21 protein-coding genes are annotated in these 23,566 nt (G+C 51.1%); 10 read left to right on the top strand and 11 right to left on the bottom strand.

Annotated elements, in window-relative coordinates; translation table 11 throughout:
* Positions 1 to 284: 284 nt before the first annotated feature.
* Positions 285 to 2,129 carry a 1-deoxy-D-xylulose-5-phosphate synthase gene (gene dxs / locus ACO0LG_RS06615; protein WP_423024551.1) on the top strand — a complete coding sequence of 615 codons (1,845 nt, stop codon included), beginning with the start codon at positions 285 to 287 and terminating at the stop codon, positions 2,127 to 2,129.
* A gap of 265 nt (positions 2,130 to 2,394) precedes the next feature.
* Here dxs and ACO0LG_RS06610 read toward each other — a convergent pair whose 3' ends face one another.
* The gene (locus tag ACO0LG_RS06610; protein WP_423024549.1) at positions 2,395 to 2,895 is read right to left on the bottom strand and encodes an alpha/beta hydrolase family protein; all 501 of its coding nucleotides are present in this window, start codon (positions 2,893 to 2,895) and stop codon (positions 2,395 to 2,397) included.
* Positions 2,896 to 3,150: 255 nt separating this feature from the next.
* Entirely contained in the window at positions 3,151 to 3,828 is a 678-nt protein-coding gene (locus ACO0LG_RS06605) for a hypothetical protein (protein ID WP_423024547.1), read from the bottom strand.
* Between the two features lie 356 nt (positions 3,829 to 4,184).
* On the opposite strand from ACO0LG_RS06605, the gene ACO0LG_RS06600 reads away from it, so the two are divergent.
* Positions 4,185 to 4,745, top strand: a complete 561-nt coding sequence (locus ACO0LG_RS06600) for a hypothetical protein (RefSeq protein WP_423024545.1) — start codon at positions 4,185 to 4,187, stop codon at positions 4,743 to 4,745.
* 135 nt (positions 4,746 to 4,880) lie between these two features.
* Here the strand turns inward: ACO0LG_RS06600 and ACO0LG_RS06595 are convergent, their stop codons facing one another.
* Positions 4,881 to 5,528, bottom strand: coding sequence for a DsbA family oxidoreductase (locus tag ACO0LG_RS06595; protein WP_423024543.1), 648 nt, complete (start codon positions 5,526 to 5,528; stop codon positions 4,881 to 4,883).
* Between the two features lie 373 nt (positions 5,529 to 5,901).
* Here ACO0LG_RS06595 and ACO0LG_RS06590 point away from each other — a divergent pair, with 373 nt between their 5' ends.
* Both ACO0LG_RS06590 and ACO0LG_RS06585 read left to right on the top strand, forming a co-directional pair.
* Positions 5,902 to 6,648 carry an acetoacetate decarboxylase gene (locus ACO0LG_RS06590; protein ID WP_423024541.1) on the top strand — a complete coding sequence of 249 codons (747 nt, stop codon included), beginning with the start codon at positions 5,902 to 5,904 and terminating at the stop codon, positions 6,646 to 6,648.
* Positions 6,649 to 6,658: 10 nt separating this feature from the next.
* Positions 6,659 to 7,441 carry a 3-hydroxybutyrate dehydrogenase gene (locus ACO0LG_RS06585; protein ID WP_423024539.1) on the top strand — a complete coding sequence of 261 codons (783 nt, stop codon included), beginning with the start codon at positions 6,659 to 6,661 and terminating at the stop codon, positions 7,439 to 7,441.
* Between the two features lie 122 nt (positions 7,442 to 7,563).
* Here ACO0LG_RS06585 and ACO0LG_RS06580 read toward each other — a convergent pair whose 3' ends face one another.
* Positions 7,564 to 8,517 (bottom strand): restriction endonuclease, encoded by a 954-nt coding sequence (locus ACO0LG_RS06580; protein ID WP_423024537.1) that lies wholly within the window; start codon positions 8,515 to 8,517, stop codon positions 7,564 to 7,566.
* Positions 8,518 to 8,803: 286 nt separating this feature from the next.
* Positions 8,804 to 9,355, bottom strand: a complete 552-nt coding sequence (locus ACO0LG_RS06575; protein ID WP_423024535.1) for a cob(I)yrinic acid a,c-diamide adenosyltransferase — start codon at positions 9,353 to 9,355, stop codon at positions 8,804 to 8,806.
* A gap of 128 nt (positions 9,356 to 9,483) precedes the next feature.
* Here ACO0LG_RS06575 and ACO0LG_RS06570 point away from each other — a divergent pair, with 128 nt between their 5' ends.
* The 3 genes from ACO0LG_RS06570 (at position 9,484) to ACO0LG_RS06560 (ending at position 12,674) form a co-directional block, all read left to right on the top strand.
* Entirely contained in the window at positions 9,484 to 10,038 is a 555-nt protein-coding gene (locus tag ACO0LG_RS06570; RefSeq protein WP_423024533.1) for a hypothetical protein, read from the top strand.
* Between the two features lie 153 nt (positions 10,039 to 10,191).
* Positions 10,192 to 11,613, top strand: coding sequence for an FAD-binding oxidoreductase (locus ACO0LG_RS06565; RefSeq protein ID WP_423024531.1), 1,422 nt, complete (start codon positions 10,192 to 10,194; stop codon positions 11,611 to 11,613).
* 173 nt (positions 11,614 to 11,786) lie between these two features.
* The gene (locus ACO0LG_RS06560) at positions 11,787 to 12,674 is read left to right on the top strand and encodes a LysR substrate-binding domain-containing protein (RefSeq protein ID WP_423024529.1); all 888 of its coding nucleotides are present in this window, start codon (positions 11,787 to 11,789) and stop codon (positions 12,672 to 12,674) included.
* A 349-nt stretch (positions 12,675 to 13,023) separates the two neighbouring features.
* Here ACO0LG_RS06560 and ACO0LG_RS06555 read toward each other — a convergent pair whose 3' ends face one another.
* From ACO0LG_RS06555 to ACO0LG_RS06530, 6 genes are all read right to left on the bottom strand, one after another.
* Positions 13,024 to 15,357, bottom strand: coding sequence for a putative bifunctional diguanylate cyclase/phosphodiesterase (locus tag ACO0LG_RS06555; protein WP_423024527.1), 2,334 nt, complete (start codon positions 15,355 to 15,357; stop codon positions 13,024 to 13,026).
* A gap of 261 nt (positions 15,358 to 15,618) precedes the next feature.
* Positions 15,619 to 16,554 carry an aldo/keto reductase gene (locus ACO0LG_RS06550; RefSeq protein WP_423024525.1) on the bottom strand — a complete coding sequence of 312 codons (936 nt, stop codon included), beginning with the start codon at positions 16,552 to 16,554 and terminating at the stop codon, positions 15,619 to 15,621.
* Positions 16,551 to 17,201: a DsbA family protein gene (locus ACO0LG_RS06545; protein ID WP_423024523.1), complete on the bottom strand. Its 651-nt coding sequence runs from the start codon at positions 17,199 to 17,201 to the stop codon at positions 16,551 to 16,553. The genes ACO0LG_RS06550 and ACO0LG_RS06545 overlap by 4 nt, the downstream gene beginning before the upstream one ends.
* Positions 17,202 to 17,310: 109 nt before the next feature.
* A complete protein-coding gene (locus ACO0LG_RS06540) occupies positions 17,311 to 18,453 on the bottom strand; it encodes an anhydro-N-acetylmuramic acid kinase (protein WP_423024521.1) in 1,143 nt (380 codons plus the stop codon).
* Positions 18,454 to 18,506: 53 nt separating this feature from the next.
* Positions 18,507 to 19,040, bottom strand: a complete 534-nt coding sequence (locus ACO0LG_RS06535) for a GNAT family N-acetyltransferase (protein WP_423024519.1) — start codon at positions 19,038 to 19,040, stop codon at positions 18,507 to 18,509.
* An 18-nt stretch (positions 19,041 to 19,058) separates the two neighbouring features.
* Positions 19,059 to 20,429, bottom strand: coding sequence for a peptidoglycan DD-metalloendopeptidase family protein (locus ACO0LG_RS06530; protein ID WP_423024517.1), 1,371 nt, complete (start codon positions 20,427 to 20,429; stop codon positions 19,059 to 19,061).
* 267 nt (positions 20,430 to 20,696) lie between these two features.
* On the opposite strand from ACO0LG_RS06530, the gene tyrS reads away from it, so the two are divergent.
* The 3 genes from tyrS to ACO0LG_RS06515 all read left to right on the top strand — a co-directional run bounded on the left by tyrS (position 20,697) and on the right by ACO0LG_RS06515 (position 23,286).
* Positions 20,697 to 21,965: a tyrosine--tRNA ligase gene (gene tyrS / locus ACO0LG_RS06525; protein WP_423024515.1), complete on the top strand. Its 1,269-nt coding sequence runs from the start codon at positions 20,697 to 20,699 to the stop codon at positions 21,963 to 21,965.
* A gap of 196 nt (positions 21,966 to 22,161) precedes the next feature.
* Positions 22,162 to 22,602 (top strand): D-aminoacyl-tRNA deacylase, encoded by a 441-nt coding sequence (gene dtd, locus ACO0LG_RS06520; protein WP_423024513.1) that lies wholly within the window; start codon positions 22,162 to 22,164, stop codon positions 22,600 to 22,602.
* A gap of 15 nt (positions 22,603 to 22,617) precedes the next feature.
* Positions 22,618 to 23,286, top strand: a complete 669-nt coding sequence (locus ACO0LG_RS06515; protein WP_423024511.1) for a histidine phosphatase family protein — start codon at positions 22,618 to 22,620, stop codon at positions 23,284 to 23,286.
* Positions 23,287 to 23,566: the final 280 nt, after the last annotated feature.

The following is a 23,566-nucleotide window of genomic DNA, read 5'->3' as shown; positions in this document are numbered from 1 at the left end:
GGGCAATAATATTTACGTCATTCCAGCGCAGGCTGGAATCCATTTGTGCAAGATCCGTTCACGCAGATAGACGAAGTTAGCAGGCTGCGCCGTGCGCACCACAGCAGCAAAAAATAGTAAAGTGAACGGTAGATTTGGCAACGAATTCCGCCAAAGGATAGTCACCAGACAGAAGTACGCAGGAACAGTAATGCAGTGCAAGTATGCGATAGCAGCTCTGGCAGTCGGCCAGGTACAAAGTAGCCGATCATCAGAGGCGTTTAGCCAAGTAATGAAAAAGAACAATGACGACTTTATTAAACACCATTAATTCCCCCGCTGACATGCGCAGCATGACGCGCAGCCAACTCAAGCCCCTGGCCGACGAGTTGCGTCAGTATGTGCTTGATTCCGTTTCCAAGACGGGCGGCCATTTGTCGTCGAATCTGGGTACGGTGGAATTAACCATCGCCCTGCATTACGTCTTCAACACGCCAGAAGACAGGCTGGTATGGGATGTCGGCCATCAGACTTATCCGCACAAGATTTTGACGGGCCGGCGTGACCAGATGCATAGCCTGCGCCAGTTGAATGGCATCTCCGGCTTCCCGCGCCGTGCTGAAAGTGAATACGATACCTTTGGCACTGCGCATTCATCGACCTCGATCTCTGCTGCACTGGGCATGGCGCTGGCCGCCCGCACCAAGGGCGAAGACCGCCACGCAGTCGCCATCATCGGTGATGGTTCGATGACGGCAGGCATGGCATTCGAAGCCATGAATAATGCTGGCGTACATGATGATATCAATTTGCTGGTGGTACTGAATGACAATGACATGTCAATTTCGCCGCCCGTTGGTGCGCTGAACCGTTATCTGGCGCGCCTGATGTCAGGCAAGTTTTATGCGGCAGCACGCAATGTCGGCAAATCGGTCTTGCCTTCACCCGTGCTGGAACTGGCCAGACGTTTTGAAGAACACGCCAAAGGCATGATAGTGCCAGCCACCATGTTTGAAGAATTTGGTTTCAATTACATAGGCCCTATCGACGGCCATGATCTTGATTCGCTGATACCGACATTGCAAAACATCCGCAACCTCAAAGGTCCGCAGTTCTTGCATGTCGTCACCAAAAAAGGCCAGGGGTATAAACTGGCCGAAGCTGATCCAGTCCTGTACCACGGCCCCGGCAAGTTCAACCCGGCTGAAGGTATCAAGCCTGCCACCGCCCCCGCCAAGCAAAGCTATACGCAAGTCTTTGGCAACTGGTTGTGCGACATGGCTGCGTCTGATCAAAAACTGGTGGCCATCACCCCTGCCATGCGTGAAGGCTCGGGTATGGTGGAATTTGAAAAACAATTCCCCAAACGATATTACGATGTCGGCATCGCGGAACAGCATTCCGTCACCTTTGCCGCTGGCCTGGCTTGCGAAGGCTTGAAACCTGTCGTCGCCATCTACTCCACCTTTTTGCAGCGTGCGTATGATCAGTTGATCCATGACGTTGCCCTGCAAAACCTGGACGTGACTTTTGCACTGGACCGCGCTGGCTTGGTAGGTGCCGATGGTGCAACCCATGCGGGCAATTTTGATCTGGCCTATCTGCGCTGCATCCCCAATATGGTCGTCATGGCAGCCTCCGATGAAAACGAATGCCGCCAGATGTTGAGCACAGCCTATCAATATCCCGGCCCTGCTGCTGTGCGTTACCCGCGCGGTGCTGGCATAGGCGTGTCAACAGGCAAAGACCTGGATACCATCCCCTTTGGCAAAGGCGAAATCAAACGCCAGGGCAAGCGCATCGCGGTACTGGCATTTGGCTCGCTGGTACACCCTGCCCTGCAAGCGGCTGAACAACTTGATGCCACCCTGGCGAATATGCGTTTTGTCAAACCGCTGGATCTGGAATTGCTCAAATCCCTGGCCGCCAGCCATGATGAACTGGTCACCGTCGAAGAAGGCTGCACCATGGGTGGTGCAGGTTCAGCAGTTGCTGAAGCACTTGCCGAAGCGGGTATTAACAAGCCCCTGCTGATATTGGGCCTGCCAGACCGCTTTGTCGATCACGGCGACCCTGGTTTGCTGCTGGCGCAATGCGGGCTGGATGCCGTGGGCATAGAAAAGTCGATACGGGCAAGGTTTGATCATTGAGACCTGCTAGCAGCGAAAAATCTCACTGCTGAGTCACCGCAAAACGGGTAAGGGCTGAGTCTGTTGGTGGACTGCCCTTGCCTCAAAGTTGCATAGGCAGCTTAATTCGGTTTACTGCTTGATCAACTTATTTCAAGCAATGCTTGCTCAAGAACGCGAATACATCCTCAAACCAGATATCGCTACCCCGATAAGAAAAACTATGTCCGTCTTTATTTGATGTTCCAAAGGCCGGGTAGATTTTTATTTCAGCAGTTTTACCAGCTTACTGCATCTCGGCATAGAGCACTTTGCTGGGTGCAAGGTCATAATCATTCTCTGCCTGGAAAAAGAATACCGGTGCACTGGCGGATCTGACTGCGCTCTTCATGGTATCTTGCAGCGGCACAGCTTTGCTCCAGCTCTCGGCACCACCCGCAGCATCGACCGCCGCACAATACGGGTAAGCCGCCACGCCAAGCACCGTCTGGATGCCGCCAAATGATTGCCCTGCAACTGCAAGCTGTTTCACATTCACATAGGACTGCGATTTCAGCCAATGCAAACCCGCCATCTGGTCTTGCAAATGATCGGTGCTCAATAGCCGCACCATGGTTGCAACTGCTTCTGTCATACCTCCATGACTTTGCGCTACGGTGATTTCATCACTGATATATGGCCCGGCTTTGGCGCTCAGGCCTTGCCCGCGGCGATACGGCATGAAAAATACCCAGCCGCGGCTGGCAAACAAGGGGCCAAGTATCTTGCTGGCCTCGCTGCTCCACATTCACGATGCACTGCCATGGTTGTACAAGACAGCAGGGAAAGGTCCATTTCCGGCAGGTTTAAACAATTCCCACCCAGTACTATATCTTTACCGGCAAACTGGATTATCTTCGGCGCTGATGGCTTCTCAAGAGCCTGCACAGGACCTGCAAAAATTATGCAGGCAATTGCCGCTATATATGTCTTGGTGTTGAACATCATACCCATCTGTAAATTACTGCATTACCTTTTTCGGAAAGAGTATCAAAGCGAGGCATCACTTCAGCTTTGCTTTACGGTAAACACCGCTGAAACTGACGTTCAGGCCGCCACATACATTATTATCCTTGACGACCAGATAAGATCCAAGCAAACTCAATTCCAGCTTGCAAGCATTTTCAGCAGTACCCTCTTTCAGAAAGGCTTTGTTAGCCTGCGGCGTCATCGTTCCAGATATGCTTCCAACATGGTTATTCCCACCACCATCATCCCAAACTGCATTTCCTTCATAGCCTAGTAGTTTCCCTTTTTTCTTTATATTCAGTTCAGCGTACTTGTAGTAAGCCCAATTACCCAACCACTCCTCTGGTTTCGCCTTAGACGCTTCGGCAAGGCTGATTTTATTCTGCAAGCGGTCTACCCTGACCCAGCCCACGGTCTCGCGTTTGGCACCGGGATACCAGGCGCATACCCAATCTCCTCTGCGCTGATTGCTGATCAGCTCATCGCCTGCCAGCACATAGGCCTTGCTCTTGCAGGCATCGCCCTTTTCCGGGCAGGATTTTTCGTCTTTGTAAAAATATAATTTTTGCTCAGGGTCTACCTTAACGCTCACTAATGCCAACTTGATGTGATCTTCTACGAAGGCATAAGAGTTGCAACTTGTCTCGTCAGCATGGGCGACAGAAGCAAGTGCAAATAGCAAGTATGGAATAGTCATTACGGGAAGTTGCATGATTTAAGTGAGAGAGTCGGCAGCATCTGGTAAATGCCCAGGATGCAAAAACAGAAAACCTGAATCTTTTCCTATCATACAAGGATGAACATATAAAAAACTCGGCTCAGGAATACCGCAAAATTATCGGCCAAGAATTTTACACCATACGACTAACGAACTTGCCAAGCGCCTTGAACCAGTCATGAAATGCTGACTGGTTACCATACATCGCCCAGCATTACCGCTGATCGACTGACATTTGAACCAGGCGCACTACATCCATATAATCAATGCTCCGTGGTTTTTATGTGTGGGAAGAAAGCACATAAAGACGACAATGCGACAAGACTCTTATGATTTTTAAGGAAACACGTATGCATATTCACTCCAAACGACTCTGGTCAGCCATCCTCCTGCTAGGTGCGCTGTCTTGCGGATACGCACAGGCAGCAGATGCAGGCGGGCAGGTAATGACGACTGACGACAAGCACGTCAAATTCTGGGCGGCAGGCACGCCAGAAAAAACCGAAGAAACCATGCCCGAGCGCAAGGGTGCTCCCTATAAGCGCACCACTTACACCATGGAAGCTGGCGGCAGCACGCTCATGCTGGGCATACTGGAGTTTCGCCAGGATGATGGATCGGCGCCAGGTTATGAAACCGCCTACCTGAACACCATGCTGGACAATATGCGCAGAAGCTTCGTTAACAAGTTTTTGCTGGATAGCGATGGTGGCTGGAAAGATATAGACCTGCCCAATTCAAACCTGAAAGGCAAGCAGGTAAAAGGCAGGCTTGAGAATCAGGATTTTGTTTTGCGCGCCTACGTGGCTCCGCATACTATCTATATGCAGCAGGCAGGTCATGCGCCGCAAGATAAAAAGGCAGCAGAAGTGGCGGACAAGTTCTTGCAATCACTGGAGATCACTCCGTAAGCAGGAGTGCAATGTCGCCTGGTAAAAACCCCGGGCAAGCAGTCAGCTATTCATCACACATCGTAACTTCAAGGGTGATTGAATAGCCCTCAAAAAAAGCATGGGATTGCCCATGCTTTTTTTTCCTGTTACAGTTTATTCCTGCGTCATTATCTGGCGCAGCGCCCGTTCAAATACTTCTGGCGGCTGGCCGCCTGAAATCAGGTGGCGCTCGTTGATGATGATCGCCGGTACCGAATTGATGCCTCGCTGGTGATAGAAACTCTCAGTCTCACGTACCTCGGCAGCATAAGCGTCGGATGCCAGGATGCGTGCAGCCTCTGCCGTATCCAGCCCTACTTCACCCGCTACCCGCAGCAATGCCTCATGCGAAGCTGGGCTTTCACCTTTACTGAAATACAGTTCAAACAGTGCTACCTTCAGGGCATGCTGACGCCCCTGCGTTTCTGCCCAATGCAGCAGGCGGTGTGCATCAAAGGTATTATAAATACGGCTGCGCGTCGCCATATTGAACTCAAAACCCAGTTCTGCGCCACGGGCCCGTATCATTTCGCGGTTCTTGGTGGTCTGCTCCTGCGTCGCACCGTATTTCTCTGCCAGATGTTCTGCGATGTCCTGCCCCTCCGGCACCATCTTGGGATTTAATTCAAAAGGCTGGAAGTGCAATTGCACTTTGGCATCATCACCCACACGATCTATGGCCTGCTCAAGCGACTTGAGTCCAATGATGCACCAGGGGCATGACACGTCCGACACGAAGTCAATTCTGATTTCTTTACTCATGATATTTCTTTCCGCTGTCAGGCTATATGCCGCAGCTATCCAGTTGATGGTGCGTCAACTAATACCTCAGGCACCGATATGCCAATCTATATATGCACTTTACCAGCCAATTCAAGTGACTGCTGCCGTATGCTGCTGCACCAGCTAACTACAAATTGATACACATTACTTTTCCTGATAAATTAATATATAAGCATTAAAAAATCAGATAAGCCCACTTTTTTTATGCACATATGGCTATATCTACAAGGGTATGGGCATGACGATTACTTACTCCAGAGCAGGAACTTACGGAACCATAAGTGCAACACTGACTCATCCCATGTAGTCTTCACTCCCCATCCTCACCCACGCATTAGCTAAGGAAAAAGAAATGACAGAAGATGAAATCCGCCGTAACGCCTTTGCAATGCCCTATTCCAATACTGCTTTCCCACCGGGTCCTTACCGCTTTACTGACAGGGAATACCTGATCATCACCTACCGCACCGACCCTGAGTTGCTGGAAAAAATAATCCCGGCACCATTGAAGCTGGCAGAACCTGTTGTCAAGTTTGAGTTCATCAACATGCCTGACTCGACAGGGTTTGGGCATTATTGCGAATCTGGCCAGGTCATCCCGGTGACCCTTGATGGCGTGCCAGGTGCCTACGTGCACAGCATGTATCTGAATGATCACCCACCGATTGCAGCTGGCCGTGAATTGTGGGGCTTCCCTAAAAAACTGGGTGACCCTGAACTCAGGGTCCATAAAGACACACTGGTTGGCACGCTGGACTATAGCGACTTCCGCATTGCCACGGGCACCATGGGTTTCAAGCATACCAAGCTTGATCATGCTGCCGTCAAGGCTGGCATGGAACTCCCAACTTTTTTATTGAAAATCATCCCGCATGTCGATGGCACACCGCGCATCTGCGAACTGGTGCAGTACCAGCTCACCGACATCATCGTGAAAGGTGCATGGGGTGGCCCTGGTGCACTTGATTTGCATCCCCACGCTCTTGCCCCCATCGCCGGCTTGCCAGTGCTTGAAGTCTTATCTGCAGTTCATATCCTTTCTGACCTGACTCTGCCCTACGGCACAGTTGCGTACGATTATCTCGCCCCAACCAAATAAAGGAATTCACATGCTACTCAATAATAAAGTTGCCCTCATCACCGGTGCTGCCAGCGGCATAGGCAAAGAAATCGCCATAGAATACGCCAAGCAAGGCGCAAAAATCGTCATCGCCGACATGGCCCTGGAAGCAGCACAAGCCACCGCCAAAGAAATCGAAGCATCCGGCGGCACCGCCATGGCAGTGGCCATGAACGTGACTGACGAAACACAGGTCGATAAAGGCGTGGCTGACGCAGTGGCTGCCTACGGCAATATCGATATCCTGATCAGCAATGCAGGCATACAAATCATCAGCCCGCTGGTTGATTTGAGTCTGGATAACTGGAAAAAAATGCTCTCCATCCATCTGGACGGTGCATTCCTGACCACCCGCGCCTGCATGCGTTCGATGATCGCCAGTGGCAAAGGCGGCAGCGTGATCTACATGGGCTCAGTTCATTCCCACGAAGCCTCGCCACTGAAAGCGCCTTACGTCACCGCCAAGCATGGCCTGATTGGCCTGGCAAAAACCGTAGCCAAGGAAGGCGCCAAAAACAATATCCGCGCCAACGTCATCTGTCCAGGCTTTGTCCGTACCCCACTGGTCGATAAACAAATCCCGGAGCAGGCAAAAGAACTTGGCATCACAGAAGAAGAAGTCATCAAGAATGTGATGCTGAAGGAAACAGTCGATGGCGAATTCACGACCGTACAAGACGTCGCCCAAACCGCGCTATTCCTCGCGGCCTTTGGTACCAATGCATTGACTGGCCAATCCATCACGGTTAGTCATGGGTGGCATATGCAGTAAGGTTCGCTATGAAATAAAACACTCGTACTTTGCTATAAAAGACCCGCAACGCTAGGTTGCGGGTCTATGAACACTCTATTTTTTATTGAGAAATTTATGGTGAAATTTAGAGGTTGAATTCACTAAACAACTATCAAGCCCAATTTTAGTGTTTCAAGCGGAATCGAAAATTGATGCCGTCCCAGAATTTCCGTATGCATTATTTTTACTGTTCTACCGAAGTCAAAATTGACGGATATAAATTGAGAATTGGGTGGGCATTTCACTGGTGAGAGATCAATGGCAATAAAGACATTATTTGATGATTGTGTAATTTCAAAATCACCAAATGCGACTTCCTCAACTATCACTTCTCTTTGAGTATTTTTAATGTGCGGCGCATCATAGGTGACGACCGACGGTATTTGAAGGTCTTGTATTATTTTTTTTGCAGTTGCTCTAAATCTTACTTCTTCAACTGACATTCCGGCTATCGCAAGCTTCTGTACTTTCAAACTGCCATTGAAACGACATTTCTTATCAGTCGGAATTTTTGAAATTATTGCATTAGATGCCATTTCAAATACGTCGCGTAAAGAATTTGTGTGTTCAAGGCTTTTTAATATGTCGTCAAGAGATGCATTATGTCCCGCTGCATTTGTCACAACAAAATCAATCTCTACCTCTGCATACTCTAAGAATGTTAGAAATACGCGAGTATTCTGGCCCCACTGCTGAATTTCTCGCTCACTAAGACTATGCAAGTCCCGAAGTATTATGCCGAACTGATTTGCTTTTTGTTTTGCCCCGATCGTAAAACCAGAATTAGAAACTGCGATAACCACATCTGCCCGCAAACTTAATCGCCGCCCTATTAGTTCTTCAATCCATTTTACGTCCTGAACTTTTTTATGAATTCTGCATTCAATTAAAGTCAAACTATCAATTCGCTTTACAGTGACATCAATTTGTCTTGTTTGATCTGGATTATCAGGATCAGGAAGTTTATCGTTCCAAGTCACTGTAGATCCACTACCCGCGAGAAGCGTATGAATTCGACATATTTTTTTTTCGAATTTATCAGAGTAGTTCGTCATCTCTTAATTCTGCCCCACGATCGCCGAATCAAACGATGACCATCAAGTTTTTGATTCTTGGGCGAATTTGTAGTCATCTAATCCAAGCCTAGATACTCAACTTATAGTTACCGTAATAAATTTGTATATTGAAAATTAACCGTCTTTATATTTGCACTCAATCAAGAAACCCTGAATAAGCGTAGCGAGCGGCCTTAGTTTGAGTTAAGAAGCGCAATCGTACTTTAGTACGATGAGCATCGCAGGCTCAAAATAAGGTCGCGCAGTAGCTTAATCAGGGTTTCGACTAGCGCTGGCGCTCTTTCTCCCACAACACATCCGATCCCCCCGCATACCGGTTCAACACCCGCGACAACACAAACAGCAAATCCGACAAGCGGTTCATATACTGTCTTGGTGCCTCATTGATAGCCTCGGCATTGCCTACGCTGACGATGGCGCGTTCTGCGCGGCGGCAGACTGTGCGGCAGACGTTGGCGATGGCGGCGGCGCGGGAGCCTCCTGGCAGGATGAAGTCCTTTAGTGGCGGCAGGTCGGCATTGTATTTTTCCAGCAGGGCGTCTAGCCTTTCCACCTGGGCATCGGTGATCATGGTGTAGCCGGGGATGCAGAGTTCGCCGCCCATGTCGAACAGGTCGTGCTGGATGGAAAACAATTCCTGCTTCATCTGCTCTGGCATGTCTTCACACAGCAGGACGCTGATCTGAGAATTGAGTTCATCCACGTCGCCCATGGCGTGCACGCGCAGGGCGTCTTTGGCGATGCGGCTACCGTCACCAAGGCCGGTGGTACCTTTGTCGCCGGTACGCGTTGCGATTTTTGAGAGTCGATTACCCATGGCAATTAAAATAAGAAAAGAAGTTTGAAAGGATACGGCAAAATCTGCTTGAACACAGCATATCTGGTATTGCCGCATGATTGCCCGCCATGATTGCCCTGCTTGTGCCTTATCACTATAATCGCGCCATGACACTTACACAATTATTCGCCGCGATTCGCGCCTCTTATATTGCCGTGCTTGCGGCTGCTGTTGATAAAGACAGTGTCCATGTCGAACCTGCCTACCGCAATGCTGATGGCTTGCTGAGCCTGGAGGGTAATCCCGCCCTGCCTTGTCGGGCAGACTGGATACCTGTTGAAGGTGAATTTGCCGGGCAGTCGCACACTGTGGATGCAAAAACCCAGCTGGAATTTGAACCCCTGAGTTTTCAGCTGTCTGCTACTAAGGTAAGTATTGTCCCCTTCACCTGGGACTGGCTGCCCTTGCAGATCAGCAGCCTGACGCATGTGCTTGCCGAGGCTACACTGGTGCAGTGGTTCACGACATGGTTTGATGGTGAGGATAAAAATGCCAGAAATGCCGAGGGTCTGTATGGGGTCGTGCATTTCATGTCTGCCATCACGCAGGAAGATCAAGCCCTGCAAGTCAGCATAGATCTGGGTTCTGTTTCTGAGGCAGCACTGGAAGATTTGCTCTTCAAACTGGCAGATGGCAAAGCACAGTCCATACAACTGGGCTGAAGCAGCACTGCATAGCCTTACTTGCCTGGCTGGCAATATTTGCACCCTGATTGCTCCAGATAAATAAAATAAGGCAGGAAGTTGGAAAGGATACGGCAAAATCTGGTCGGACACAGCATAATAGAGGCCACCACCACCTGTACGGACCGCATTATGAACCATCCTGCCATTTTGGCGAGTGTCAGAAAGCCCCTGCCCGCTGGCCTGCTGCATGCCTTGCAAGCCCTGCTCGAAGACCGTTGCAGCATCGCCCTGGCGGTGCGCGAGCATCATGGTCGCGATGAATCCTCCTATGACCCCATGCCACCAGAGGCGGTGGTATTTGCCCAGAGCACGGCAGAGGTTGCTGAGGTCGTCAAGCTGTGTCGTACGCATGATGTGCCAGTAATTCCTTACGGTGCCGGTTCATCGCTGGAAGGCCATATCCTGGCCTTGCATGGTGGCGTGACCATAGACTTGTCACAAATGAACAAGATGGTGGCAGTGCATGCCGAGGATTTGACCGCCACCGTACAGGCTGGTGTCACCCGCAAACAGTTGAATACCGAGATCCGTGATACTGGCCTGTTCTTCCCGATAGACCCTGGTGCGGATGCCAGCTTGGGTGGGATGGCGGCCACGCGGGCGTCTGGCACGAATGCAGTGCGCTATGGCACCATGCGTGAAAACGTCATGGCGCTGACGGTGGTCACGGCAGATGGCCGCATCATACGTACGGGTTCGCGTGCCAAGAAGTCATCTGCGGGTTACGATTTGACGCGGGTGTTTGTCGGCAGCGAAGGCACGCTGGGCATTATCACGGAAGTCACCGTCAAGCTATACCCTTTGCCGGAAGCCATCTCTGCTGCGGTGTGCAGCTTCCCGGATAATGCCGATGCAGTGAATGCCGTGATACAAACCATACAGATGGGTGTGCCAATTGCGCGGGTAGAATTTTTGGATGCGAATGGCGTGCGTGCCATCAATGCGCATGACAAATTGAACTTGCCAGTCAAGCCTTTACTGCTGTTTGAATTTCATGGCACTGAGCATGGCGTGAAAGAACAGGCTGAGCTGGTGCAAGAGATTGCTGCCGCCAATGGTGCCGGTGATTTTGAATGGGCGACCAGGCCAGAAGACCGTAGCCGCCTGTGGGCTGCGCGGCATAATGCGTATTTTGCGCTGCTGCAATTGCGGCCAGGTTCACGTTCTATTTCTACCGATTGTTGCGTACCGATTTCACGCCTGGCTGAATGCATCAGCGAGACCCAGATTGATTGTGAAAACCATGGCATTACCTATTCCATCATCGGCCATGTCGGTGATGGCAACTTCCATGTATTGATGTTGGTAGACCCGGATAGACCTGAAGAAATTGAAATGGCAGAATCCATCAACCAGCGCATGGTGACGCGGGCGATTGCCATGGATGGCACCTGCACGGGTGAGCATGGTGTAGGCATACACAAGATGGGATTTTTGATTGAAGAACATGGGGCAGATGCAATACACATGATGCGTTTGCTCAAGCATGCATTTGATCCCAGGAATATTTTAAATCCCGGCAAGATTATTGCGTGGGATGAGGCCGATTGAAAGAGAGAAAACCACTCACCACAGAGGCACAGAGACGCAGAGCAGGCGCTGAGAAAATCGAATAGCAGGTTTTTTGTTTGCATTACATTTTTTTTGTTGAAAACTTGTATGTCTGCAACTGATTGTGATGAGAGGATATCTGAATACAATAGATAAAATAAATCAGGAAAAGTATGGCAACACGATTACCACCGGTACATGCATTATCTGCTTTTGAGGCTGCGGCGCGGCATAGTTCTTTTGCTGTGGCGGCAGAGGAACTTTGTATTACGCCTTCTGCATTGTCGCACCGCATACGCTTATTGGAAGAGCATTTGTGTGAGCGCGTTTTTGTGCGCGAGGGGCGCAGTGTCACGTTGACTGAGTTTGGGCGACGCTATCTGGATGTGGTGCGTGTGGCATTGCGTACTTTGTCTGATTTCCCACTGCCTAACAAGGTTACGCAAAGCCAGTTGCGCGTCAAGGTAACGGTGCCACCGACTTTTGCGCGCTATATGTTCATGCCACGTCTGGCTAGCTTCACTGAGGCACACCCGGATATAGAAATTGAAGTTTATCTGTTTGTGCCGCTGTATGATTTGAGTTTGTCAGAAAGCGATGTAGAGATACGTTTTGGTGCGGGTGAATACCCTAACCTGGTGACCAAGAAATTATTCATGGAGCCAAGCTTTGTCGTCGGTAGCCCGGATTATTTAAAGACTCTGCCATCCATACAAACACCAGCAGATTTGCGCAATGCCAAGCTCTTGCGCTCAGCGCTTGAACCGTGGCAGCCATGGTTTGAAGTGGCGGGACTGGATTGGCCAGAACCAACTACCGGTTTGCGCATCGACGATCTGGGCTTATTGCTGGAAGCGGTCAAACACGGCCATGGCATAGGCCTGACACGCCAGCATTTTGCCCAGGACATGATCAACAAGGGTGAAGTCGTGCGCGTGTTTGACACGCAATTGGCAACGCCACCGCATGCCTATTACCTGGTGCATGAGGCGCAGGCGAATATACGGCCTGAGGTAGCACTTTTCATAGACTGGATGCAGGCGACTTATCAGCAGGCTTAGTGACAGGCTTAGTGACAGGCTTAGTGACAGGCTTAGTGACAGGCTTAGTGACAGGTTTTGTAGGGCGCGCCGTGCGCACCGCTTGAGGTACGGACATGCCTGTACAAACCTATATTTGTTGTAAACGAGGGTGCGCACGGCGCACCCTACAACTTGCTCAGGCGAATAAATCACCGCGACATGGGCAGAAAAATAATTGTAGGGCGCATTATAATGCGCCGTATGTGTGCGCCACGCACGGCAATCATCTTTTCCCCGCGATTTGAAATGGCATGCGGCGCATTGCAATGCGCCCTACGTTACGGCTACGTTTTAAAATAGCCTATGTGCGTCCCAAAGCTGTCTTGCGCTACACCACCCTGCTGCTTTCCTGCCCCGGTTGCGCTATCTGCTTTTGCAAAGCCAGCCATTTATCCAGCGGCATGGGGCGGGCGAACAGGAAGCCTTGCATGGATGCGCAGCCGTTGGCGATCAAAAATTCTGCCTGCTCTTTGGTCTCGACCCCTTCTGCCACGACACGCAAACCCAGGTGGGAAGCCATGGACAATATCGATTGCACGATGGCCGTGCCATTCGCATCACCTGGCGTATCCTGTACAAAACTCTTGTCTATCTTGAGCTCATACAAAGGCAGCCGCTTCAGGTAAGCCAGGCTGGAATAGCCTGTTCCAAAATCATCGATGGAAAAACGTATGCCCAAGGTCGTCAATTCCAGCATGCGCGCGATTGTGTCTTGCAAGTTGTCGATCAGCAGGCCTTCTGTGACTTCAAAGATCAGGCGTGTCGGTGGTGCGCCTGTATAGCGCAATACGCGCCTGACTTTTTCAACAAAATCAGGCTGGCGGAATTGTTTGGGGCTGACATTGACAGACAAGGGCATGTCCCAACCCGCAGCCTGCAATTGCAGCAAGGCCATGCAACCCTGCTCCATGACCCAGTCACCCAGACGCAAAATGATACCGGATTCTTCTGCCACAGGAATGAAGAGTGCGGGAGAAACAAAGCCGCGCTCAGGATGTATCCAGCGCATCAGCATTTCACCACCCACTGGCCTGCCCAGTCTGTCAACCTGCGCCTGTATGTACATGTGCAACTGCCCACCTGAGATGGCTTCGCCCAATTCTCTTTCCATGGTCAATCTTAGTTCAACCTCGGTTTGCATGCCAGTTTCATAAAAAGCGATTTGATTGCGGCCACTACTTTTAGCGCGGTACATGGCAGTATCCGCCTCGCGCAGCAAGTCGTGTGAATTCTGGTTTTCACGCGGGAGGAGGGTCACGCCTATGCTGCAGGTAGTACTGTATTGCAGGCCATTAATATCAAAAAATTGCGATATCGATTGGCGGATTTTTTCTGCCACGGCCTGAGCTGCATGGGCACCTGCAGCCACGTTATTGGAGATATGGCAAAGCATGACCACAAACTCATCGCCACCAATATGTGCAACCGTATCTACCTCGCGCAGGCTGCTGGAGAGCCTTTGGGCGACCAGGTTCAATAAGGTATCACCCACCGCATGGCCGCGTGCATCATTGATGTATTTGAAATGGTCAAGATCGATGAAAAGGATGGCACTGACCATATTGCTGCGCCGTGCTGTTGCGAGCAATATGCTCATGCGGTCCAGCAGCAGGCGACGGTTGGGCAAACCTGTCAGCACATCAAAATAGGCTAGCCTGTGTATATGTTCCTGGGCTTTTTTACGGTCGCTGATGTCGCGCCCGGTAGCAACCCAATGACTGAACAGCCCATGTTCGTCGGCCAGCGGTACAACGTCCGCCTCCATCCAGAATTCACTGCCATCGTGGGTATAGCATATCAGCTCTATATGGACAGACTCGTAGGACAGCAGCGCCTGGTTGAGTTTATCGAGTTCATCTGTCTGGGTGCGTGGCCCTTGTAAAAAAACCGGGGACTTATCGATGACATCCTCGCTTTTAAAGCCGGTCTGGCGCACGAAGGCGTCATTGACGAAGACGATCTTGAGGCGGCGTTTTCCTCCGCCATCGATATCAACCTTGATGATCATGACGATGTCATTCAGACGCGCCACGGCAGCGACAATCAGACGCAGTTCTTCATTCGCCAAGGCAAGTGAGGATTGCCCATGTTGTAGTGAGGCAGCGATGACGCGCTGGTGTTCAAGCGAGCTATCCAGCCTTTGCAATAACACGCTGCAAGAGATGGACATGACAGCCGCAATGAAGGTGAAATTGATGGTTATCACCACCAGTTGCATGAAAGGGTGGGAATCGAAACCATACACATGCAAATTGGAATCCGAGATATAGCCCACCACCAGCAAACTCAGAGAAGCCAGTACCAGTGCCTGCATGGCGAGCCGCATGTTCAGCAGCAAGGCAGTCAGCACGGGGAAAGCCAGCAGATAAATCAGGCCAGTCAGGCCGACCTTGATAAGAAACCAGATACCCAGCAAATACAGGAAAAGCAGAAAATTCCAGGCGCGCTGCTGATAGTTCAAAAAAGGCAGACGCCAGATCGTGGCGACCCAGCCCAGCGCAAAAATATCAACTACCACGACTGACCACAGGTTTTCGCTGATGGCCAGCACGATGCTGGGTATGGCCGTTGCGCCACCCAGCGCGAGTACAAAAAACAGGATGGCAGACAAGACCTGCTCACGCCACTGGTGGGTTTCACCCGGTGCCGAAGAGTTAGCCATGAAATTACTGCGGATGAATTGAAAAACAGTCACAAATCCTGTCCTTCTGCAATCACATCATGAAACAGGCCAGACTTGGTTTAGCGGCCGGAACGGTAATACTATACCAACATTTATCTATTCAGACAGAAAATACGCCCACGCTAGCAAAAAGCGACAAAATGGCATTTACATTGGGCAATAGTGTAGTTGCACGGCCTCGGCGCAAAGGCAGTGTGTTTTGACATGCCTTTGCGCCAGGCGGCAAGCTCAAAAGCTCACTTAATCAACGTTTTTACCAGCTGAGGCACACCACAAGGCAAACCATTGCTCACGGCTGAGCATGATGGTTGTGGCACTGACAGCTTCTCCGATGGCGGCAATCCGGCCTGAACCGGTTAACACCAATGGCTTGGATGGATGTTGCAAAATCCAGGCAAGGGCGATGGCGCTGGGGCTGACATCAAGTTCTGCCGCAATACTGGCAAGCACCGTGCTAATGCGCTGGCCACGTTCATCCTGTTCATGCAGGGGACGGAACAGGCTGCCACCGCCAAGGGCCGACCAGATCATCGGTGCGATGCGCAGGCGCTGGCATGAATCCAGCGTGCCATCATGCAGGGGCTGCATATGCAAGAGCGATAATTCCACCTGATTGGTCACCAGCGGGAAACGTGATGCCAGCAATTCAAACTGGCTGTTGGTAAAGTTGGAAACGCCAAAATACCTGACCTTGCCGCTGTCTTGCAATTGCTGGAAAGCACCGGCGATTTCGTCGGCATTCATCAATGGATCTGGTCTGTGTATCAGCAATAAATCAAGCTGCTCTATCTGCATCGCACGCAATGACTGTTCTGCCGATGCAATGAGGTGTGCGGCACTGGTATCGTAATGCTGCATGCCGTGGGCAGGACGATTATCAGACAGCAGCTTGATGCCACATTTGCTGACGAACTGGAACTTGTCGCGCAAATGCGGTGCCAGCGCAATCGCTTCACCGAGCAATTGCTCGCTTTCGTAATTGCCATAGATATCTGCCTGGTCTATGGTGTTGATGCCGAGCGCCAGAGCTTGCTCAAGAAAGCTTACTCTTTGCTGCGGCGTCATTTGCCAACTGGCGAGCCGCCACAGGCCAAGTACGATCCGGGAAAACTCTGGGCCATTTGGAGCGATAGGGGCCACAGCAGCTTTAGGGGTGATTTGCAAATTGGTCGTCATTGTTGTTTTAACTGTTGAAAGGTAGAGATCAAATCATCGCGTGTAGTGTAGCCAGAAGCGATCATGTGCAGAGCCTCATTATGCACCAGCAACAACGCGGGAAAGCCACGTATGCCCCAGCTTTTTGCCTGCTCAAAATGCTCGCGCGTATCTGACATTGCCATCGGTGAAACCAGCGTCTCGGCAAAGCTGGCGACATCAAAACTACCTTCACCTTCAACCCTGTTCATGGCAGCGACTGAGAGTGCAGACAAGACTGCCGGATCGCGCACATCACGCCCTTGTGCATAAAAGCCATGCTGTACCGCATGGAAGACAGCCAGTGCAGATCGCCCTGTATTATCGTCAGTCAGCGTGCGCGCCGTCACCACGGCACGGCAGGCGGGCTCTGTGTCATACACAAAACCGGCTTGCGACATGGCAGTGTCGCTAAAAGGCAGGCCGCTACGTTCGGCTACTTGCTGCCAGTGACCCATGATAGTGTTGCGTGTTGCCTCATCCAGCACTTGCTTGTTATAAGCGCGCAAGCCACCCATGATCAAATCAATCTTGGCAGCAGGTATAGTGTCAAGAAAAGCCAGCAATTCTGGCCCGAAGCCATAACACCAGGAACACATAGGGTCAGCGACATAAATCAGTTGCGTCATAAGGCAATCTCAAAGTATCAATATTGATTTCCCATTGTATAGAAACTTGGGATTGGCTGTTGCTTGCGAATTGGTAGCGTCCGCCGTGCGCACGGCGCACCCTACAAAACTACGCTGGGTATAGAGCCCCTAAAATTCGCCCGCCTGCAGCACCCGTCACATCGGCCAGGTTACCCGGCAAACGCAGGCAAAAGCGTTGTGCCAACCAGGCAAAGGCCAGAGCTTCTACCTGTTCAGGCGCGACACCGAGCACAGCGGTGCTGCTGACGACCGCTGCGCATGATTGCGCTGCCAGCAAAGCCTGTAAGCGCTGCAGGAGTTGATGATTGAAGGCACCGCCACCACAGACATAGACATGGGTAGCATCGGCGGCATGGCGGGCAATATCATTGACCAGGGTCAGTGCGGTAAATTCACATAGAGTTGCCTGCACATCGACAGGTGATGCAGCCTCGAAACCTTGCAGTTTGCCTTGCAACCATGCCGGATGGAATAAATCGCGCCCCGTGCTTTTTGGTGGCAGCATTTTCAGGTAAGCCTCATCCATCATGCTGCTCAATAAGGCAGGTATGACAGCGCCGTGCGCTGCCCAGTCACCATTGGCATCATAGCTTTTACCCTGATGTTGCAGCACCCAGGCATCCATCAGCACATTACCGGGGCCGGTATCAAAACCGCGCGTACTGCCATCTGCCGCCAGCACGCTGATATTGCTGATGCCGCCAATATTGGCGACTACGCTGGAAGCACCTGCGCGGCCAAATACGGCACGGTGAAAGGCGGGCACCAGTGGCGCGCCCTGGCCGCCGGCAGCGATGTCACGGGTGCGAAAATCGGCAATCACATCTACGCCTGTCAGTTCTGCCAGCAAGGCGGGGTTATTGGTCTGACGTGTATAACCCAGCTCTGGCCTGTGCCGAATGGTTTGCCCGTGTACACCGATGGCATGCACGGTTTGCCCGCCTGCTGCTGTCTGCAGTTTTTTGACGCAGGCGGCATAAGTTCTGGCGAGGTCATTTGCCAGCAGTGCTTCATGATGAAGCTCATTTTCACTGGTTTGTTGCAGACGCATGGCTTGCTGGCGCAGGCCTGCATCAAACGGGATATAGGCAGTTGCGATGATCTGCATGCCTGCGTCAGCTTTATCAACTGGCTCTGACAGGCGTACCATGACGCCATCGACACCATCCAGACTGGTACCTGACATCAGGCCTACGTAGGTTTTTGCTGAATTGTTTTGATTTTGCGGCATGCTGATTCCACCTGTATTTTAATCAGCATGAGTATAAAAGAGTCAGCCGGGTATTACAGCGTCTTGCAAAAAATTCTGTTGGCGACTTCTTCATTTTCCATGCGGAAGATGCTTGCACCTATGTCGGCATACCCCGTGCGTGGATAGAAGCGCAGGGCCTTGTCATTGCCGACCCAGGCTGTCAGCCAGAGTTGCTGCACGCCTTGCGCACGTAAATGTTCTTCAGCCTCAGCCAGCAACTGGCGGCCTATGCCACGGCCAAAAAATGCCGGATGTACATAGAGATGATCAAGCTCGGCCTGGTATTCGCCCTTTACCTGGGCATGACGTTTGCCATTCAGTGTCTGGCAGTAACCAACCAGGCGACCATCAACGTCTGCCAGCAGGATGTGTGTATCAACTTGAGCGAGATAGGCGGCCGTGCGCGTCGTTGTCAGTTCAGACAAGACATAGCTGGCAACAGATCGGGTGACGCCTTGCTTGACATAGGTGTCGAGCCAGACTTGGAGTATCAAAACCGTCAAGGCAGAGACATCTGCTGTCTCTGCCTTGCGTATGATGACATTCGCTGTGGACAAATTGCCCAATACCTAACTCATTAGTGCTTATGAACGCTTGGCCAGGCGCATGACTTCTGCCATACGTTCTGGGTGCAGGAGATTGAATCTATGATTCATATCACCGGCAAAGCCTTTGAAGCGTGCCATTTCAGCAGTTGCCAGTGGTGCAGCTTCTGTCATGTTGATGCTCATGGGGTCACGGGCTTCATTATTGACGCGGAACTCATAATGCAGATGCGGGCCGGTAGACCAGCCTGTCGTGCCTACATAACCAATGATATCGCCCTGGCTGACCTTGCTGCCTTTATGTATTCCAGGCGCAAAGCGGCTCATGTGGGCATAAGCCGTACTGTAGTTATTCCAGTGTTTGAGTACCACCAGATTGCCATAACCATTGCTGGAGGCAGCTGAATCAACCACGCCATCAGCAGAGGCGCGGATAGGTGTGCCAGTAGCTGCAGCAAAGTCAACACCCTTATGCGCTTTCCATTGACCGGAAATAGGGTGCACGCGCATGGAGAAGCCAGAAGACACACGGGTAAATTCTATCGGTGACTTGAGGAAGGCTTTTTTCAGGGATTTGCCGTCAAAGGTGTAATAGCCACCCTTGCCACCGGTTTCTTCAAACCAGGCAGCCTGATACAGCTTGCCAGAATTGCTGAATTCACCAGCCAGCACACGGCCAGTGCGGACGCGCTCACCGTTTTGCCAGAAGCTTTCATAGACGATATTGAAATAATCGCCCTTTTGCAGGCGCTGATAATCAACATTGGTCTCGAACATGGACTTGACCTGCTCAGTGACGTTATAGGGGATCATGGCATCATCGGCAGCCGGATAAAAGGCAGTGCGGATATAGGCTGTTGCCATTTCCACACGCCTTTCCAGCTTGGCACTGCTATCGGAAGATGTCAGTTTGCCATTGCCATCACGGCTGATGATGATGTTTCTGACTGGTTTGTCCGGGCCATCGGAGACCGTTGTTTGCAACCACAAGAGCTCACCTTCTTCATCCGTTTTTACTGCCACGGTTTTGTCAGCCCTGAATTGCAGGATACCGCGTGCAATACTGTCTGACTTGATGAACTGTGCCGCTTCGTCGTCATCCACACCTATGCGCTGCAAGAAAGTGGCTAACTGCTCACTGCTCTTGAAGGTGGCTTCACGGATGAATTGCTGGTCAACCGCTTCCAGTGCGGCGACCTGGTCATCCAGTGAAGGCAGGCTGAGCTCTTCTTTGATACGCTTGACCGGCAGGTCAGACGCGTCTGGTGCCAAAGGAGCAACACCAACTGCGCCAAATGCGCAAACTGCAAAGAAAAGTGCGGAGACGGAAACGATGCGCGAGGCGCGTGTGGTGCCAAACAACAGCCTGCCACCAGAGACTAATCGAAGTAATTTATCTGTTGGACGCATGCAATAAGTTAAAATTGACTGTTTTTATCGAAAATTCGAGATCGTTGCAGTGAGATGGACTTGCACATAAAATGTGCAAAGTATCAATACAGCAACACTAAAGTTCGGGATTATAAAACCAGGCAACGCGCAAGTAAATTGCTGACATCCGGTTTAAGCGATAATCCCTGCAAATTAACCAACACCCAGAATTTGGCAAACGCTGATTATGGATTCAGATTTGGAATTCGACCAGCGGTGTTACAAAAAAATTGATCTAAATTAATGATGACTTCTGAACATAATTCCAGCTCCCCTGAAAACACTGGCAATGCCAGCAAAATCCTGCCCTTGTCCGATGCGGTGCAACACGCCCTGGCGGTAGCCAAACGCGGCGTTGATGAACTGCTCATTGAATCTGAATTTGCCCAAAAACTGGCCCGTAGCGAACAGACCGGTAAACCCCTGCGCATCAAGCTGGGCCTGGACCCGACTGCACCAGATTTGCACCTGGGCCACACGGTTGTGCTCAACAAGATGCGCCAGCTGCAAGATCTGGGCCATACCGTGATCTTTTTGATTGGCGATTTCACCTCCATGATCGGCGACCCGTCTGGCCGCAACGCCACGCGGCCGCCATTGACCCGTGAGCAAATCGAAGACAATGCCCAGACGTATTTCAAGCAGGCTGCTTTGGTACTGGACGCCAGCAAAACCGAGATACGCTACAATTCTGAATGGTCAGACCCGCTAGGCGCACGCGGCATGATACAACTGTCATCCAAATACACGGTCGCCCGCATGATGGAGCGCGATGACTTCACCAAGCGCTTCAAGGCGGGCACGCCGATTTCCGTGCATGAATTTTTATACCCGCTGATGCAGGGCTATGACTCAGTCGCCCTGAAATCTGATCTGGAACTTGGTGGCACTGACCAGAAATTCAACCTGCTGGTGGGCCGTGAACTGCAAAAAGATTATGGACAAGAGCCGCAATGCATCCTGACCATGCCTTTGCTTGAAGGCCTGGACGGTGTCGAGAAAATGTCGAAGTCCAAGAACAACTACATCGCCATCACTGAACCGGCAAATACCATGTTCGCCAAGATCATGAGTATTTCTGACACGATGATGTGGCGTTATTACGAGCTGCTATCTTTCTGCTCGCTGGAACAGATCGCAGCTTACAAAAAAGCCGTGGCAGAAGGCCAGAACCCGCGTGATATCAAAGTGGCGATTGCACAGGAAATCGTGACGCGCTTCCATAACAGGCAGGCAGCAGAAGATGCGCTGGCTGATTTTGTCAATCGTTCCAAGGGTGGGATACCGGATGATGTGGCAGAAGTGACTATGAGCGGCGCACCTTTGAGCATAGGTCAATTGCTGAAACAGACAAATCTGTGTGCATCGACAGGTGAAGGCATGCGCATGGTTGAACAAGGTGGCGTGCGTATAGATTCCGTCGTTATCAGTGACAAGGGTTTGAAAGTTGAAGCAGGTACATTTGTGGTGCAAGTTGGTCGCCGCAAGTTTGCGAAAGTGACGTTGACGGCTTGATGTCGTAGGTTGCGCCGGCTTCGTAGGTTGGGTACGCTTCATCAGCCCAACACTCGGCACTTGAATAACGTACAAGTCATTTAAGGCCTAGTGTTGGGCTGGTAAACTGTAGCCCAAACTACGAGGTCCAGCCCAACCTACAAAATTTCGCCCCTCCTCTCTTCACCCCAATTCCAAGCACCAATTCCAAAGTCCCATGATCGCCTTACTACAAAGAGTCACCGAAGCCAAAGTCGTCGTCGATGGTAGCACCGTCGGAGCCATCAGCAACGGCCTGATGGTCCTGGTCTGCGCCGAACGCGAAGATACTGAAAAACAAGCCGATGATTTATTGAAAAAATTACTCACTTACCGTGTATTTTCTGACGACGCTGGCAAGATGAACCGCAGCGTTACAGACGTACAAGGCGGCTTGCTATTGGTACCGCAATTTACGCTTGCGGCTGATACCAATTCCGGCACGCGCCCCTCTTTCACACCAGCGGCTCCACCAGAACTGGGCAGGCAATTATTCGATTACTTCGTCACCCAGGCACGCAGCAAACATGCACAGGTAGAAACCGGCAGTTTTGGTGCCGACATGAAGGTCTCACTGACAAATGATGGCCCAGTGACCTTCTGGCTAAAAACAAAATAAGAACAAAATAAACAAATGAAACCCACTGAAATTTTATTGATACGCCACGGTGAAACCGCCTGGAATGCAGAACGCCGTTTGCAAGGCCATCTCGACATTCCCCTGAATGCAGAAGGCACTCGCCAGGCCAAGGCATTGGCCTGGGCTTTGCAAAATGAAAAACTGCATGCGATAGTCTCCAGCGACTTGCAGCGCGCGGTACAAACCGCTGGTGAAATCGCCCGCCTTCAAGGAATCAGTACCCGCATAGACAAGGGTTTGCGCGAGCGCTGCTTTGGTGGTTTTGAAGGCAAGCTGTACAGCGAACTACCCAGCTTGTACCGCAAGGAATATAACGCCTGGCAAGCGCATGAACCAGATGCGCAATTCCCGCCAGGCGAAAACGAAGGTGAAACCATACGCCAGTTCCACAAGCGTGTGATGGAACATGTGTTTTACTATGCCAAGCAATTTGAAGGCAAGAAAATCGCCATCGTCGCCCACGGCGGCGTGCTCGAATGCGCCTACCGTTCAGCCAAGGATTTACCTTTGCATGCACCACGCGAAGTCACCATCTACAACGCCAGCATCAATCGCTTTGAAGTCACAGGCAAGGATATCAAACTGGTGCAATGGGGTGATATTGCGCATCTGGATGCCGACGGGCTGGACGAGATTAATCAGAGCAAGGTCGAGAAGCATTGATATCTTTGCGATGGCTATAACGGGCATTATCTGTCAGGTAAAGAACGCCACTGTGCTCCAGCCTGCGCTGCAGCGACCTTAATTTATTTTAATAGTTATTAATGCATTGTAATTAGTTTAAAGTTACGCATGGACAAGAGCCTGCCTACCTTAGCCCCTTCAAATCGTCATTCCTGCGCAGCAGGAATCCCGCGGCTTTCGTGGTACACAGTAAAAGCGATTGGCTAATAAAATATCATCAACAGGTATCAATAGCGTTCACGATGCTGGTACTTATTTT

Origin of the sequence: Undibacterium sp. Ji42W, from assembly GCF_049340405.1 — a bacterium.
Taxonomy (GTDB): domain Bacteria; phylum Pseudomonadota; class Gammaproteobacteria; order Burkholderiales; family Burkholderiaceae_D; genus Undibacterium.
The sequence above is the reverse complement of the archived record's forward strand: the minus strand, read 5'-3'. Positions and strand labels throughout refer to the sequence as shown.

Coding starts and splice junctions, on each gene's coding strand:
- dxs (WP_423024551.1), top strand. CDS start 285: ATGACGACTTTATTAAACACCATTAATTCCCCCGCTGACATGCGCAGC.
- ACO0LG_RS06610 (WP_423024549.1), bottom strand. CDS start 2,895: ATGTGGAGCAGCGAGGCCAGCAAGATACTTGGCCCCTTGTTTGCCAGC.
- ACO0LG_RS06605 (WP_423024547.1), bottom strand. CDS start 3,828: ATGCAACTTCCCGTAATGACTATTCCATACTTGCTATTTGCACTTGCT.
- ACO0LG_RS06600 (WP_423024545.1), top strand. CDS start 4,185: ATGCATATTCACTCCAAACGACTCTGGTCAGCCATCCTCCTGCTAGGT.
- ACO0LG_RS06595 (WP_423024543.1), bottom strand. CDS start 5,528: ATGAGTAAAGAAATCAGAATTGACTTCGTGTCGGACGTGTCATGCCCC.
- ACO0LG_RS06590 (WP_423024541.1), top strand. CDS start 5,902: ATGACAGAAGATGAAATCCGCCGTAACGCCTTTGCAATGCCCTATTCC.
- ACO0LG_RS06585 (WP_423024539.1), top strand. CDS start 6,659: ATGCTACTCAATAATAAAGTTGCCCTCATCACCGGTGCTGCCAGCGGC.
- ACO0LG_RS06580 (WP_423024537.1), bottom strand. CDS start 8,517: ATGACGAACTACTCTGATAAATTCGAAAAAAAAATATGTCGAATTCAT.
- ACO0LG_RS06575 (WP_423024535.1), bottom strand. CDS start 9,355: ATGGGTAATCGACTCTCAAAAATCGCAACGCGTACCGGCGACAAAGGT.
- ACO0LG_RS06570 (WP_423024533.1), top strand. CDS start 9,484: ATGACACTTACACAATTATTCGCCGCGATTCGCGCCTCTTATATTGCC.
- ACO0LG_RS06565 (WP_423024531.1), top strand. CDS start 10,192: ATGAACCATCCTGCCATTTTGGCGAGTGTCAGAAAGCCCCTGCCCGCT.
- ACO0LG_RS06560 (WP_423024529.1), top strand. CDS start 11,787: ATGGCAACACGATTACCACCGGTACATGCATTATCTGCTTTTGAGGCT.
- ACO0LG_RS06555 (WP_423024527.1), bottom strand. CDS start 15,357: ATGGCTAACTCTTCGGCACCGGGTGAAACCCACCAGTGGCGTGAGCAG.
- ACO0LG_RS06550 (WP_423024525.1), bottom strand. CDS start 16,554: ATGACGACCAATTTGCAAATCACCCCTAAAGCTGCTGTGGCCCCTATC.
- ACO0LG_RS06545 (WP_423024523.1), bottom strand. CDS start 17,201: ATGACGCAACTGATTTATGTCGCTGACCCTATGTGTTCCTGGTGTTAT.
- ACO0LG_RS06540 (WP_423024521.1), bottom strand. CDS start 18,453: ATGCCGCAAAATCAAAACAATTCAGCAAAAACCTACGTAGGCCTGATG.
- ACO0LG_RS06530 (WP_423024517.1), bottom strand. CDS start 20,429: ATGCGTCCAACAGATAAATTACTTCGATTAGTCTCTGGTGGCAGGCTG.
- tyrS (WP_423024515.1), top strand. CDS start 20,697: ATGACTTCTGAACATAATTCCAGCTCCCCTGAAAACACTGGCAATGCC.
- dtd (WP_423024513.1), top strand. CDS start 22,162: ATGATCGCCTTACTACAAAGAGTCACCGAAGCCAAAGTCGTCGTCGAT.
- ACO0LG_RS06515 (WP_423024511.1), top strand. CDS start 22,618: ATGAAACCCACTGAAATTTTATTGATACGCCACGGTGAAACCGCCTGG.